The sequence below is a fragment of the Bradyrhizobium sp. RDI18 genome (genome assembly GCF_043203335.1).
Classification (GTDB): Bacteria; Pseudomonadota; Alphaproteobacteria; order Rhizobiales; family Xanthobacteraceae; genus Bradyrhizobium; species Bradyrhizobium retamae.
The window spans coordinates 409,191-420,766 of record NZ_JBICRN010000006.1; the positions used below are offsets into that span (position 1 = coordinate 409,191).

At 60.7% G+C, this 11,576-nt stretch carries 20 protein-coding genes; 11 read left to right on the plus strand and 9 right to left on the minus strand.

Annotated features, from left to right (window positions below; translation table 11 throughout):
- Positions 1-55: 55 nt before the first annotated feature.
- Entirely contained in the window at positions 56-1,021 is a 966-nt protein-coding gene (gene ytfQ, locus ACFXS9_RS02855) for a galactofuranose ABC transporter, galactofuranose-binding protein YtfQ (protein ID WP_392684934.1), read from the minus strand.
- A 324-nt stretch (positions 1,022-1,345) separates the two neighbouring features.
- Here ytfQ and garD point away from each other — a divergent pair, with 324 nt between their 5' ends.
- Entirely contained in the window at positions 1,346-2,881 is a 1,536-nt protein-coding gene (garD, locus tag ACFXS9_RS02860) for a galactarate dehydratase (RefSeq protein WP_392684937.1), read from the plus strand.
- 60 nt (positions 2,882-2,941) lie between these two features.
- Here the strand turns inward: garD and ACFXS9_RS02865 are convergent, their stop codons facing one another.
- Entirely contained in the window at positions 2,942-3,397 is a 456-nt protein-coding gene (locus ACFXS9_RS02865) for a host attachment family protein (RefSeq protein WP_392684940.1), read from the minus strand.
- Between the two features lie 145 nt (positions 3,398-3,542).
- Here ACFXS9_RS02865 and ACFXS9_RS02870 point away from each other — a divergent pair, with 145 nt between their 5' ends.
- A complete protein-coding gene (locus ACFXS9_RS02870) occupies positions 3,543-3,875 on the plus strand; it encodes a hypothetical protein (protein WP_392684943.1) in 333 nt (110 codons plus the stop codon).
- Positions 3,876-4,006: 131 nt separating this feature from the next.
- Complete coding sequence (locus tag ACFXS9_RS02875; RefSeq protein ID WP_392684947.1) at positions 4,007-4,438, plus strand: CBS domain-containing protein; 432 nt, start codon at positions 4,007-4,009, stop codon at positions 4,436-4,438.
- A gap of 284 nt (positions 4,439-4,722) precedes the next feature.
- Here the strand turns inward: ACFXS9_RS02875 and ACFXS9_RS02880 are convergent, their stop codons facing one another.
- Entirely contained in the window at positions 4,723-4,932 is a 210-nt protein-coding gene (locus ACFXS9_RS02880) for a DUF6496 domain-containing protein (protein ID WP_057847722.1), read from the minus strand.
- Positions 4,933-5,436: 504 nt separating this feature from the next.
- On the opposite strand from ACFXS9_RS02880, the gene ACFXS9_RS02885 reads away from it, so the two are divergent.
- The 5 genes from ACFXS9_RS02885 to ACFXS9_RS02905 all read left to right on the plus strand — a co-directional run bounded on the left by ACFXS9_RS02885 (position 5,437) and on the right by ACFXS9_RS02905 (position 7,931).
- Positions 5,437-5,748: a hypothetical protein gene (locus ACFXS9_RS02885; RefSeq protein WP_065748375.1), complete on the plus strand. Its 312-nt coding sequence runs from the start codon at positions 5,437-5,439 to the stop codon at positions 5,746-5,748.
- An 18-nt stretch (positions 5,749-5,766) separates the two neighbouring features.
- Positions 5,767-5,946: a hypothetical protein gene (locus ACFXS9_RS02890; RefSeq protein ID WP_392684952.1), complete on the plus strand. Its 180-nt coding sequence runs from the start codon at positions 5,767-5,769 to the stop codon at positions 5,944-5,946.
- A gap of 4 nt (positions 5,947-5,950) precedes the next feature.
- Positions 5,951-6,673, plus strand: coding sequence for a DUF72 domain-containing protein (locus tag ACFXS9_RS02895; RefSeq protein WP_392684954.1), 723 nt, complete (start codon positions 5,951-5,953; stop codon positions 6,671-6,673).
- A gap of 169 nt (positions 6,674-6,842) precedes the next feature.
- A complete protein-coding gene (locus tag ACFXS9_RS02900) occupies positions 6,843-7,022 on the plus strand; it encodes a CsbD family protein (protein ID WP_392684956.1) in 180 nt (59 codons plus the stop codon).
- A 51-nt stretch (positions 7,023-7,073) separates the two neighbouring features.
- Complete coding sequence (locus ACFXS9_RS02905) at positions 7,074-7,931, plus strand: SDR family oxidoreductase (protein WP_392684957.1); 858 nt, start codon at positions 7,074-7,076, stop codon at positions 7,929-7,931.
- A gap of 33 nt (positions 7,932-7,964) precedes the next feature.
- Here the strand turns inward: ACFXS9_RS02905 and ACFXS9_RS02910 are convergent, their stop codons facing one another.
- The 4 genes from ACFXS9_RS02910 to ACFXS9_RS02925 form a co-directional block, all read right to left on the minus strand.
- The gene (locus tag ACFXS9_RS02910; RefSeq protein ID WP_392684960.1) at positions 7,965-8,555 is read right to left on the minus strand and encodes an NUDIX domain-containing protein; all 591 of its coding nucleotides are present in this window, start codon (positions 8,553-8,555) and stop codon (positions 7,965-7,967) included.
- A gap of 78 nt (positions 8,556-8,633) precedes the next feature.
- Positions 8,634-8,870 carry a hypothetical protein gene (locus tag ACFXS9_RS02915; RefSeq protein ID WP_057847844.1) on the minus strand — a complete coding sequence of 79 codons (237 nt, stop codon included), beginning with the start codon at positions 8,868-8,870 and terminating at the stop codon, positions 8,634-8,636.
- An 84-nt stretch (positions 8,871-8,954) separates the two neighbouring features.
- Complete coding sequence (locus ACFXS9_RS02920; RefSeq protein ID WP_392687345.1) at positions 8,955-9,140, minus strand: hypothetical protein; 186 nt, start codon at positions 9,138-9,140, stop codon at positions 8,955-8,957.
- 49 nt (positions 9,141-9,189) lie between these two features.
- Entirely contained in the window at positions 9,190-9,345 is a 156-nt protein-coding gene (locus ACFXS9_RS02925) for a hypothetical protein (protein WP_392684965.1), read from the minus strand.
- A gap of 447 nt (positions 9,346-9,792) precedes the next feature.
- Between ACFXS9_RS02925 and ACFXS9_RS02930 the strand changes: the two genes are divergently transcribed.
- The gene (locus ACFXS9_RS02930) at positions 9,793-10,020 is read left to right on the plus strand and encodes a DUF2188 domain-containing protein (RefSeq protein WP_392684968.1); all 228 of its coding nucleotides are present in this window, start codon (positions 9,793-9,795) and stop codon (positions 10,018-10,020) included.
- Positions 10,021-10,219: 199 nt separating this feature from the next.
- On the opposite strand, the gene ACFXS9_RS02935 is transcribed toward ACFXS9_RS02930, so the two are convergent.
- Together ACFXS9_RS02935 and ACFXS9_RS02940 are read right to left on the minus strand one after the other, a co-directional pair.
- Positions 10,220-10,369 carry a hypothetical protein gene (locus tag ACFXS9_RS02935; protein WP_176722018.1) on the minus strand — a complete coding sequence of 50 codons (150 nt, stop codon included), beginning with the start codon at positions 10,367-10,369 and terminating at the stop codon, positions 10,220-10,222.
- Between the two features lie 31 nt (positions 10,370-10,400).
- Positions 10,401-10,745 (minus strand): cupin domain-containing protein, encoded by a 345-nt coding sequence (locus ACFXS9_RS02940; protein WP_334382866.1) that lies wholly within the window; start codon positions 10,743-10,745, stop codon positions 10,401-10,403.
- A gap of 162 nt (positions 10,746-10,907) precedes the next feature.
- On the opposite strand from ACFXS9_RS02940, the gene ACFXS9_RS02945 reads away from it, so the two are divergent.
- Both ACFXS9_RS02945 and ACFXS9_RS02950 read left to right on the plus strand, forming a co-directional pair.
- On the plus strand, positions 10,908-11,135 hold the full coding sequence (locus ACFXS9_RS02945; RefSeq protein WP_392684972.1) for a hypothetical protein: 228 nt from the start codon (positions 10,908-10,910) through the stop codon (positions 11,133-11,135).
- A gap of 199 nt (positions 11,136-11,334) precedes the next feature.
- Positions 11,335-11,547 carry a hypothetical protein gene (locus tag ACFXS9_RS02950; RefSeq protein ID WP_392684975.1) on the plus strand — a complete coding sequence of 71 codons (213 nt, stop codon included), beginning with the start codon at positions 11,335-11,337 and terminating at the stop codon, positions 11,545-11,547.
- The last annotated feature ends 29 nt before the right edge of the window (positions 11,548-11,576 follow it).

The following is an 11,576-nucleotide window of genomic DNA, read 5'->3' on the forward strand; positions in this document are numbered from 1 at the left end:
GCTTTCGCCGCCGGGCCGGAGCTAACTCGAGGCCCAGCGGCGCAACGCCGGACGGTCAGTAGCCGAGACCCTTCTTGCTGTCATAGATCTTCTGCGGATCGTCGGCCGCCGTGTAGAGCTTCGATTCCGTCTGGATCCACTTCGGCGGCACCGTTCCCTTCGCCTTGTAGGCCATGATGGCGTCCAGTGCCGGCCCCGCCATGTTTGGCGTCAGCTCCACGGTGGCGTTGGCCTCGCCGGCCGCGATGGCCTTGAAGATATCAGGCACCGCATCGATCGACACCGTCAGGACGTCCTTGCCCGGCTTGAGGCCGGCTTCCTTCATCGCCTGGATCGCGCCGACCATCATGTCGTCGTTGTGCGCATAGACCGCGCAGATATTCTTGCCGCCGCCTTCGGCCTTGATGAAGCTTTCCATCACCTCCTTGCCCTTGGCGCGGGTGAAGTCGCCGGTCTGACTGCGCACCACTTTGAGGTTGGCGTTCTTGGCGACGACGCTGTCAAAACCCTTCTTGCGGTTGGTCGCGACGCTCGCGCCGACCGTGCCCTGCAGCTCGACGACATTGCATGCTTTCCCGGCTACCGTCTTCGCCAGCCATTCGCCGGCGACCGCACCTTCATGCACGCTGTCCGAGGTGACGGCGGTGAGATACAGCTCCTTGCCCGACGGATCGATGTCACGGTCGAGCAGCACGACCGGAATCTTGGCTTCCTTCGCCTCCTTCAACACCGCATCCCAGCCGCTCGACACGACCGGCGCGAGGAAGATCGCGTCGACGCCCTGGGCGATGAAGGAACGGATCGCCTTGATCTGGTTCTCCTGCTTCTGCTGGGCGTCGGCGATCTTGAGCGTGACCTTGCGCTTGGCGGCCTCCGATTTGGAGACCGAAGTCTCCGCCGCCCGCCAACCGGATTCGGATCCGATCTGAGAGAAGCCGACGGTCAATTCAGCGGCGGTTGCCGGCAGCGAGAGGGTGATGGCGACCAGGGCGGTGGCCGCAAGGAGGGCTTTGGAGGTCATGAGGCGCATTCTCCCAAAAATGTTGTCAGGGTGCCTCGCATCACCGAGATCGGTATCAAAGCACCTCTAGCGCTGTCCATTGGCGGCAGCGCTGGGAATATTTCACGGAAGATTAGGCCTGACTAGTCATATTATTTGACTATTTGGCTCCAAATCCGCGCCCATGTCAGCCGAACATTTGCTCCCTCCACAGGAGGCAGGCGCCCTCACCTAGTCGGCGTCTTGCCGGGGCTGCTTGATCACGCGCGCGGTTTGACCTTGATTGCCTCACGCACACAGCGCAGCTACGCGTTGCCTGATACCGCCCGCGAACAAGGATTCGATATGCAGCCCGTCATCGCGAAACCGCTCTACATCCGCATGCACGCGGACGATAACGTCGCGATCGTCGCGAACCGCGGAGGTTTGCATCCGGGCGCTGAGTTCTCGTGCGGTTTGCGGCTGATCGAACAGATCCCGCAAGGCCACAAGGTTGCCCTCGCCGATATCGGCGAAGGCGAAGCCATTCGCCGCTACGGCGAGGTCATCGGCCATGCCGCAGCGCCGATCGCGAGAGGTAGCTGGGTCAAGGAATTGCTGGTGCAAATGCCCGACGCGCCCTCGTTCGATAATCTGCCAAGACCGAACGGCGCCGCGATCCGGCTGCCGCCGCTGGAAGGCTACACGTTCGAAGGCTATCGCAATGCCGACGGTTCGGTCGGCACCCGCAACATCCTCGCGATCTCGACCAGCGTGCAGTGCGTCGCCGGCACGGTCGAATTCGCACTCGACCGAATCCGCAAGGAGCTGTTGCCGAAATATCCCAATGTCGACGACGTGGTGGCGGTCACGCATGCCTATGGCTGTGGCGTTGCGATCAACGCACCGGGCGCCGCCGTACCGATCCGCACGCTGCAGAACCTGGCGCGCAATCCCAATTTCGGCGGCGAGGTGATGATCGTTGGCCTCGGCTGCGAGAAGCTGCAGCCCGAACTGCTGCTGCCCGAGGGCATGAGCGCCGATGACGAAATCATGCGCATGCAGGACGAAGGCCTCACCGGCTTTGGCGAGATCGTCGAGGACATCGTGCAGATGGCCGATGCGCGCCTCAAGATTTTGAACCGGCGCCGCCGTGAAACCTGCCCGGCCTCGGCGCTGGTGGTCGGCATGCAATGCGGCGGCAGCGATGCGTTCTCGGGTGTCACTGCCAATCCTGCGCTGGGTTTTGCTGCGGATCTGCTGGTGCGCGCCGGCGCCACCGTGATGTTCTCTGAAGTGACTGAGGTGCGCGACGCGATCCATCTCTTGACGCCGCGCGCGGCGACCCAGGACGTTGCCGACGCGCTGGTGCGCGAGATGGCCTGGTATGACCGCTATCTCGCCGGCGGCGAAGCCGACCGCAGCGCCAACACCACGCCGGGCAACAAGAAGGGAGGCCTCTCCAACATCGTCGAGAAGGCGATGGGCTCGGTGATCAAGTCCGGCACCAGTCCGATCGCGGGCGTGCTGGCGCCGGGCGAGCGTGTCAGCCAAAAGGGGCTGATTTTTGCCGCGACTCCGGCAAGCGATTTTGTCTGCGGTACGTTGCAATTGGCCTCCGGCATGACGCTGCATGTCTTCACCACCGGCCGCGGCACGCCCTATGGACTTGCCGCGGTGCCGGTCATCAAGGTCTCGACCCGCAGCGAGCTAAAGCAACGCTGGCACGACCTGATCGACGTCGACGCCGGCAGCATTGCGACCGGCGATGCGACGATCGAGGACGTCGGCTGGGAGATATTCCGCCTGATCCTCGACGTGGCAAGCGGCCGCGAGACCTGGGCCGAGCACTGGAAGCTGACCAACGCGCTCGCGCTGTTCAATCCCGGTCCGGTGACCTGACCGGGAGCAAGGCAGGATACCTGAACTGCGGCCGCCGCGAGATGCGAGGACCGTAAGCGGCTAAGCCGCCATCAGCCTTTCGATATCTGGTATCGGATGGGAAGTTAACTGCTTCGGAATCTCGCCTACGATCCGCTCTGCCACTTCGGCATGAAACGCCTGTCGAAGGTTGCCCAGAACTTTCGCCGGTGCGACCACAACCAATTTTTCGAAATGATTGCCGTGGGCTAGCCGATAGAGCGCGTCGGCAATGGTGCCAGCGAACCGCTCTTCGGCGATATAATGCCAGTCGGCTTGCTCCATTGCGCTTCGCGCCGCGCCGATGCTCTGGACGGACCGCCCGGGACGATCGGTTCCCTGTTCGCGTGTCGCCGGATTTTCCTGCTCAAGCACGTGCTCGACTTCCAAATTGAGCTGCTGCGGGGTGCCTTTGTTGCGGAGGAAGAGGGCCTTTTTGCCATCGCCGATGAGAACAAGCGCGTTGTGAGAAATACGAGGTTTCGCTTCAGAGGTCATATTCGGTGCTCCATGTGGCCCAACGCATGAATTTCTGGCTGGTTGCCTCTACCGGAACTTTCTCCTGCATTAACTTAGCTTCCGGAACCAAAGTGGATGCGACGCTTTGTGCTCGCGGGCAGCATTCGAACGAGGAGGAACTTTAATGAGGAAGATCGCAATCGGCCTGCTGGCCAGCACGGGTCTGCTCCTGACAGGCAGCGCAAATGCGTCTGACATCTACACCGACAGCGAATACAAAAACTCCGACCTGATACAGCAGGTCCGCATGGTCTGCGACGAAGACGGACGCTGTTATCGCACCCGCGGCAGCAGCCGCGTCATCGTCCGCGATTCATACGCCTATGCACCGCGCGAGCGATATATCGAGCGTCGATACTATCGCGACCGCGATTGGGACGACGGGCCGCGAGCCGGCGTTGGTTTCCGGGCACCTGGCGTAAGCGTGGGCGTCGGCGTGGACAGCAACCGCTGGTAGGACAATCGAGGAGAGACTTCGGGCTCGTCTGAGGTCTCTCCACCAGTGTCGGAATATTTCATTTGTCCGACTGGAACGGCGATCCGATGTGCCTGTTAGCGGGTGAAGAACCGGCAAGCGGAGAGGCTCACATGAAAGTTTCCGATGCGATGACACCCGAGGTTCAACTCTGCACTCCCGATGATACGTTAAAGGACGCCGCGCAGGCCATGGCGGCGCTCGGCGTCGGGTTGCTACCGGTAACGGACAATGAACGCCTGGTCGGCATGATCTCCGACCGCGATATCGCGATCCGCGGGATCGGCATGGGCCGAGACCCCGAGGCGCGGGTCGGCGATGTGATGACGGCCGACGTCAAGTACTGCTACGAAGACCAGGACCTCGACGAGGTGTGCGCCAACATGGGCGACATCCAGGTCCGCCGCCTGCCCGTGCTCAATCGCGACAAGCGGCTCGTCGGCATCATTGCGCTGGGCGACATCGCGCTGGTGCAAGGCGGCAACGGGACGGGTGCGGCGTTGAGCCGAATTTCACGTCCCGGCGGGAAGCATGCGCAGGTTTGATCTGCGGAAAAACCGGTAGAGACGTCCCCGTTGATTTTGCGCCGAGTGACAGGAACCCCGGTCAGCCGCTCGCCGTTCTAATGGTCGTCCCGCGGACGGGGGACGCCGACGGAGCGGCGTAGACCGATGACACGAAAGCCAACGCCAACGTTCCCCCGAAGCCGAAAAATGTCGCCGTCCCGAAATCCCGAGCGCTATCGGCCTCGTGCGCTCGACGATTCCGGGGATGAACTGCTTGACGATTGGATGGTAGCATATCCGGCCACCGATCTGGCCCGATCGGACTAAGACTTCTTCTTCGAACGCTTCTTGGGCACCTTGGCGCCCCTTTTTCGGGCTTCGGACAGGCCGATTGCGATCGCCTGTTTCCTGCTCTTTACCTTCTTGCCGGAGCGGCCGCTCTTCAGCGTGCCGGCTTTGCGCTTCTTCATGGCGCGGCCTACCTTCTTTGCCGCGCCCTTTGAATATTTGCGCTTCTTCGCTTTCTTCGCCATCTTGCTAGTCCCGCAACAGCTCAGTAATCAATCAGCGATACTCCCTATGGTTCCTTTTCACCTTGACGGTTTCAGCCGCGTTTTCGCACTGCAGGAAATTCTACTGCATTTTGCTCGGCGTTGCCGCAAGGGCATATGTTAGGGATCAGACAGACGACAATTCGTCGGTGGGTTAATCTTGGAACGAGGTTAGCCAGATGTTCGCCGCCCTCTTGCCCATCGAATGCCCGCGTTGCGTCAGGTGCCTGACTCGAATGCGACTGGCCAATGTTGCCTTGGGTGCCGACCGTTCCGAAAAGCGAACCTTCGAATGCGCAAAATGTAACGCTACCGAAATCAGGTTCGTTGCAGACCCGCTCGATTCAGAAGAATTGAACCGCCTGACAGACAACATCAGGCCGCCAGCATGAACCTGACGCGAATTGCGATGCAGATCGGAATGTCCTGCGCACTTGTGACCCTCAGCGCCGTCGGCCCCTTCATCAGACACATGGCTTGGCTTGGATGACGTTGCTGCCCGCGATTTTTACCCTGGATATTGGCGGAAGACCCACCCTCGCTTTCGAAGCCAAGAACTTGCGGGAATCTCAGCAGCTCTGTCACGAGCATTGGCTGCGTCAGGATATCGCCGGCTTGACCTCGAACGGTGCACCTCTCTGGGATGGCAAGGCGCGGCTCCGGGCCCGACGCTCGACCGAGAACGAAATTGCCCTGTACCGGGAAGCCGCGCGGGATGCCGCGCAGCCGCAGGAAGACCTGCTGCTGGCCTTCCTCGTGGAGCTGGACGACCTCGAAGAGGCCCCGGACCCCGCCTGACGCTTAAATCAGGTCTCGTTGTCGCATGTCCCATTCCTCACGCTGAGCCGATGCCGGAACAACTCGGCATCGTCGATCATTCTCATCATCGCTGATACGGAGGGCTTTGGAATGAAAGCGCTGGCGTGGCATGGCAATGGCGACGCTTGCTGCGAGCACGAGAAGGACGGCTTCATCAAGGTCGTCGTGAAGCCGTGATGCCATGCCGCGCGTCCTGATCGGCACGTCGGGTTGGCACTACGATTCCTGGCGCGGGCCGTTCTTTCCCAAGGGTCTGCCGCTCAAGGATCAATTGCAATTTTACGCCGGCCAATTCCCGACCACCGAACTGAACGGGGTGTTTTACCGGACGCCGACGCCGGAAGCGGTAAAGGGCTGGCGTGCGCAGACGGGAAGCAATTTCGTATTCGCCTGGAAGGCATCCAAATTCATCACGCATTGGAAGCGGCTCTCGGAGAATTCGGTCAACAGCCTCGAACTGCTCGAAAGCCGCCTCTCCCTGCTCGGCAGGAAGGCGGGACCGGTGCTGTTTCAACTACCACCGAATTTCCCGGCCAACGCCGACCGGCTTGCCTCGTTTTTCAAGCTGCTCTCGAAGAAGCGCCGGTACAGCTTCGAATTCAGGCATCCGAGCTGGTACGAGCCCAGGATCATCCGGCTGCTGCGGGAGCAAAACGTCTCGCTTTGTATTTCCGACCATCATGACGCACCGGCGCCATGGAAGCGCACCGCCGATTTCGTATATGTCCGCGGGCATGGGCCCGGAGGCCGCTATCGAGATCACTATGGCGAGGCCGCCCTTGCCGGTTGGGCCCGTCGCATCAGATCCTGGAAAAGGCAGGGCTGCGACGTGTTCGTTTACTTCGACAATGACCAGAAGAGCGCCGCGCCAGCCGACGCCCGCCGCTTGACCGAGCTAATGTGACACGCCTGATCGCGGCGCGGCCGTCCATCGGCTGGTCGGCGTCCCCTTCTCTGCGAGCAACAACACGTGTTGCGTTACGGAGCGCGACCGCACTCCCGTGCGCACAGGAACGAAGGCGGCGGTCGGACATTGACATGGACCAGACCCCACCACAGCGCAGGTCACGATTATGGGTACCATTAAACGGACGACCCGCCGAGTTGCGGGGAAGACCAAGGAAGTCATCGCCGAAGTCGTCGGCGACGGTAAGCTGCAAGAGGAAGCCAAGGCGGAACAGCGCAAGATCGAGGATGAGGGTAAGGAACCCAGCCAACTCAATCCGTTGGGAAACCTCTATCGCCTCACCTAGCCGCAGCACCAAGGGGCTGCGGAGCCGCCGCCGCTTTTGGGGAGAGATATAATGCTGCACTATCCGCGGCCACCTTTTCCCAGCCAGCATCAGCCGATGCCGGGCACGACCGGCGCGATGAATCCGCTGCCGGACCACGGTGAAACTTCTTACAAAGGCAGCGGCCGGCTCAACGGCAAGAAGGCGGTCATCACCGGAGGTGATAGCGGCATCGGTCGGGCGGTTGCTATTGCCTTCGCCAGGGAGGGAGCCGACGTTTTGATCTCCTATCTCGAGGAGCACGACGATGCTCGCGAAACCGAACGGCTGGTGACGGGAGCCGGCAGAAAGGCCGTCCTTGTTTCAGGCGACATCCAGTACCCCGACCACTGCAGGGCTGTGATCGCGAAGGCCGTATCGGCGTTCGGTGGCATCGACATCCTCGTCAATAACGCCGCACATCAAGCCAGCTTCAAGTCCATCGAGGATATCAGCGACGAGGAATGGGAGTTGACCTTCAAGGTCAACATCCACGCGATGTTCTATCTTACCAAAGCGGCCGTCAGCCGCATGAAGCCGGGAAGCTGCATTATCAATACCGCATCGATCAATTCGGATGTGCCCAACCCTAGCCTGCTGGCCTATGCGACGACCAAGGGAGCGATCCACAATTTCACGGCAGGGCTGGCGCAGATGCTGGCCGAGAAGGGCATTCGCGCCAATGCCGTCGCCCCGGGGCCGATCTGGACGCCGCTCATTCCCTCAACGCTGCCCGAAGACTCCGTGAAGAATTTCGGCAAGCAAGTGCCAATGAAGCGTCCGGGCCAGCCGGTCGAACTGGCGACCGCCTACGTCATGCTGGCTGATCCGCTTTCCAGCTACGTCTCCGGTGCGACCATCGCGGTCACCGGCGCAAAGCCGTTCCTGTAACGGATGCAGGCCGAACGCGGCAGCCGGTATCCTCTAGCTGCGAATAGCAGCTTGCATGCGATCACGCAGATACTGAACGAGAACGACCGTCTTTGCGTCGACGATCTCTCCAGTTAAGACCATCGCAGCAGCCTGCTCCAGGGTCGTCTCGACCACCTCAATATCTTCCCCCTCCTCCTTAAGTCCGCCGCCGTCGGACACCTTGTTCGCCGGCGAGTAAGCGCAGATGAAGAAGACGATCTTTTCCATAATCGCGGCTGGGCTCACATAGAGCTCGAACAACCGTTCCAGTTTCGAGATCTTGTAGCCGAGCTCTTCCTGCATCTCTTTCACAATGCGCCGTTCGGCCGCCTCGCCATCGAGCTTGCCGGCGCACGCCTCTACGGTTCGCTCCATGCCGTCCTGCAGGAATACTGGCAGCCGCAATTGCCGGGCGAGCAGCACGGTCTTGCGATCCGCATCATAGGGAAGAATGACGGCCGAATTGCCGTTGTCGTAGATCTCGCGCTGGCGCCGTTGGCGTTCGCCGTCATGCCTGCGCTGTTCGTAGCTCACGCGGATCAGCTTTCCCTTGCCCTGAGCAATGGTCTCGACCTTGCATATGCGCACGGTCTCGCCGTCCATTTTCGTGGGCTCCAAACGCCGGTGATCAGGCTTCGATCCCTTCGGGTAAGCGACGCTCGCGCAAACGGGACGGGATCATCAGGCCGAAGCGAGCACCGGATGTTCGGACTGCTGCCGCCTGAATTGCTGATAGGCCGCGATTGCCTTGTTGGCCAGCATCAACCGCCGCCGCTCGCCACGCCGCACCATCAATTCTATTGTGTCGCTGAGGAAGCGCCCGGCCACCATCGCGTCCCCCAGTTCTCCCGTGCGCTCGAGATAGTCCCAGGCGATTTCAATCGAACTCTCTATCAACAGGGGCAGCGGTTCCGTCATCTTCGCGTCCAACCATTTTTTGAAAGAACGCCCGGCGACAATCTCCGTTCCTGCAGTAGCGGATGACAGCCTTGGCGGAAACGCTCACGGTCCTCCGGCAACGGCTCCCGCAATCACCATCGTCAGATCGTCCAGATCGATCCTGCCCTTGACGACGAGTCCTTCGGAGTCATCGATGCTGAGCGTCCGCGGATCATTCGCTGCCTGCCGTTTCAGTTCAGCAACGATTGCTTCCTTCAATTTCTCTTCAAGCATCTGCAGTGTCTCCATCCATCCCCACAGCGCCGGGCTAGCTCTCCTGCGTCATAGACGCAGTAGACTAATGGGTGTTGGTCTCATGCCACTTTTCCAGGTCTATTTTCGACGACGACCGTTGCTCCTTCTCCGGCTTCTCTTTCCACGGCTTGTCAGTCTGCTTGTGTGATCCCCAGTCGGTCTGCTGGCGCGGATCATCGGTGGGCTTTTCCTTGCTCATTGGGACACCTCCAGAATTGGAAGCGGAAACTACGGGATTTTGTTCCGATAAATCGGTGGATGCGGGGTTCCAACGTCTAGGATCGTACAGACAGGCGATGTTCCCGCCTCCTAGTCTTTCTGAATGGACAAGAGGAAAGTCGAAGATCGGCCCCAGCGGGACCTGCATTCGAAGCGCTGGCAGCGCTGGAGAAGGCGCGGGCCATGCCTCATGGTCCTGCACGAAGCGAGGCCTTGAAGCGCGCAGGTCTTCTACAGAATGCGGCCGACATGCAGGGACTGACATTTGCCAAGCGTGGACGTCCCCCGAAAACCTGACCGCTCCCCTTCACAGCAGGGACACCCTAGGCGCCCGGCACTGCGCGCCTGACGCCCTGCCAAGCGGTCAGTCCGATCGGAACCCGGCAACGGTCTCGACGTTGGCCTTGCGAACAGCAAGGAGGCTCCGATGGGATTGGCCGAATACATGATCGTCTCCGAGCCGGACGGGTGGACGGTCCTCCATGACGGGAATGCGCCGCATAGATATGACACAAAGGAAGCAGCCTTCGAAGCGGCTGTCGCCGCCGCGTCGCTGGCGATGCGCGAGGGGCACGAGATTCATATTGGCGTCCCCGGTCGCGACGGCGGTTATAAGACCCCACTCGGCGCCGAGGACGCGCAAGGCGTGCTGTGATGCCCGCAGTCCAGCGAAGTCGGATGTAGATCGTCGTAGACAAGTGCCCGAGACCACGCGGATGTCGCGGAGCTTGTCATCACTACGCGAGCGCTATTGCGCTCGCCGCGGGGCGCGCATTCGCGCGATCCGTTGGCTCATCCGGGCCAAGATACTCCTGTTGCAGATACTCCTGTTAGAAAATCGAATTTTCCCGGCCTCAGCCCTGGTTCTCCCGATACCGCTGCTTCACGATTTCATCGCCGGCCTGCGTCGCGGCCCTGTTGCGATAACGATAGCTCAGCGTCCCATAGATCAGCGCGGTAAGAAGCACGAACGCTCCGATGAAATAGACTGCTTCGAGTCCCATCACGTTCTCCCAAAATCCTGTTGTGTGCCGGCTACGCTTTCACTTCGTCGCGGCCATGCACTTGCGCGGGCGGTGCGGTCGCCTCCACGGCCGTAAATGGTTCGAGAATGCGATAGCTGTGTTCGGCATGCGCAGGCACCAGCCAGGAGTCTCCTGGCTCCAGCCTTATCGTCTGGCCCTCAATGACAAGTTCAGCACGTCCATTCACGACATAGCCCACGGTTTCGTAATCTCTCGGCCGGGATACGTCGCTTTGCGGCTGTTCGTTTTCCCATAGGCGCATCGAGAGCCGTTTGCCGGAAACGAGATAGGTTTGACCCATCGTTCCCTTGGGTGCGGTTTTGCTGGATACCTTCTTGACGGTGCTGTCGCTCATCTGCCGCTCCATCTCGCTTCACCTGGAGTCAATTGGGCGTGGCACAGCCGGTTCCATTTAATGCTTCAATTTAACGACGCCTCCTGACGGATGCAGGAGGAACCCGATTCTCCCCTCCGCGTTTCCCGAACGTGCGCATCGATCGAAGTCGGGGAGGATCTTGTGGACGACTTCAGGGACATTCAACACGGCGTCAACGATCCCGTTGGTGGCCTCGACGTCAAGCGAAGGTTCAAGGACAATCAGACTGAGCACGAACGCGCCCAATGCGCGGCGGACGTTCGCTCTATCGCCGTTGCCGCTCCGGACGAAAAATTCCTGCCGGAAGCCTTGAGGCGCCGGCCAACGGGTCCGCTCAACCCGCGGACCGGTCGTCGTCCTGCTCCGTAAGCAGCTTCCGCTCCATGTGCGTAGTTCGCCGCTGGAAAACGTTCAGCAGTGCGGACGCGCGTCTCGCTACGCGCTAGGGAACCGGCCCGATCGTCAAAAACAAGATCGTGATAGGTGATGCAGGCCACATTCGCGCGTGACCGTTGGCCGTATTGCGGTGGTGCAAGCCACACTGCATTGCGAACCAACGGAGTTTTCCATGAAGCTGTTGATTTCCGGATTCGTGGCAGTCGCCCTGCTCGCGGTCGCAACCACGATGCGCTCGTACTCAATTTCCCATGAACGCTCTACCGTAACCACTGGCGCGGCGTTGTCGAAGAAATCTGCGGCCTCCGCGGGCGTAACCAGGCTGCCGATCGAAGAGTACGAAGATATGTCGCTGGTCTTCTCGACACCACCCGCGAAGCATTGACGCAATCGGCATAGTCGCCGCGCCGATCG

What these genes read in the sequence shown, in the direction of transcription:
- ACFXS9_RS02895 (WP_392684954.1), top strand. Translation starts at nt 5,951, where the DNA reads ATGCCGCGCGTCCTGATCGGCACGTCGGGTTGGCACTACGATTCCTGG.
- ACFXS9_RS02900 (WP_392684956.1), top strand. Translation starts at nt 6,843, where the DNA reads ATGGGTACCATTAAACGGACGACCCGCCGAGTTGCGGGGAAGACCAAG.
- ACFXS9_RS02950 (WP_392684975.1), top strand. Translation starts at nt 11,335, where the DNA reads ATGAAGCTGTTGATTTCCGGATTCGTGGCAGTCGCCCTGCTCGCGGTC.
- ACFXS9_RS02915 (WP_057847844.1), bottom strand. Translation starts at nt 8,870, where the DNA reads ATGACGGAACCGCTGCCCCTGTTGATAGAGAGTTCGATTGAAATCGCC.
- ACFXS9_RS02905 (WP_392684957.1), top strand. Translation starts at nt 7,074, where the DNA reads ATGCTGCACTATCCGCGGCCACCTTTTCCCAGCCAGCATCAGCCGATG.
- ACFXS9_RS02885 (WP_065748375.1), top strand. Translation starts at nt 5,437, where the DNA reads ATGACGTTGCTGCCCGCGATTTTTACCCTGGATATTGGCGGAAGACCC.
- ytfQ (WP_392684934.1), bottom strand. Translation starts at nt 1,021, where the DNA reads ATGACCTCCAAAGCCCTCCTTGCGGCCACCGCCCTGGTCGCCATCACC.
- ACFXS9_RS02880 (WP_057847722.1), bottom strand. Translation starts at nt 4,932, where the DNA reads ATGGCGAAGAAAGCGAAGAAGCGCAAATATTCAAAGGGCGCGGCAAAG.
- ACFXS9_RS02935 (WP_176722018.1), bottom strand. Translation starts at nt 10,369, where the DNA reads ATGGGACTCGAAGCAGTCTATTTCATCGGAGCGTTCGTGCTTCTTACC.
- ACFXS9_RS02930 (WP_392684968.1), top strand. Translation starts at nt 9,793, where the DNA reads ATGGGATTGGCCGAATACATGATCGTCTCCGAGCCGGACGGGTGGACG.
- ACFXS9_RS02910 (WP_392684960.1), bottom strand. Translation starts at nt 8,555, where the DNA reads ATGGACGGCGAGACCGTGCGCATATGCAAGGTCGAGACCATTGCTCAG.
- ACFXS9_RS02940 (WP_334382866.1), bottom strand. Translation starts at nt 10,745, where the DNA reads ATGAGCGACAGCACCGTCAAGAAGGTATCCAGCAAAACCGCACCCAAG.
- ACFXS9_RS02875 (WP_392684947.1), top strand. Translation starts at nt 4,007, where the DNA reads ATGAAAGTTTCCGATGCGATGACACCCGAGGTTCAACTCTGCACTCCC.
- ACFXS9_RS02865 (WP_392684940.1), bottom strand. Translation starts at nt 3,397, where the DNA reads ATGACCTCTGAAGCGAAACCTCGTATTTCTCACAACGCGCTTGTTCTC.
- ACFXS9_RS02925 (WP_392684965.1), bottom strand. Translation starts at nt 9,345, where the DNA reads ATGAGCAAGGAAAAGCCCACCGATGATCCGCGCCAGCAGACCGACTGG.
- ACFXS9_RS02920 (WP_392687345.1), bottom strand. Translation starts at nt 9,140, where the DNA reads ATGGAGACACTGCAGATGCTTGAAGAGAAATTGAAGGAAGCAATCGTT.
- garD (WP_392684937.1), top strand. Translation starts at nt 1,346, where the DNA reads ATGCAGCCCGTCATCGCGAAACCGCTCTACATCCGCATGCACGCGGAC.
- ACFXS9_RS02870 (WP_392684943.1), top strand. Translation starts at nt 3,543, where the DNA reads ATGAGGAAGATCGCAATCGGCCTGCTGGCCAGCACGGGTCTGCTCCTG.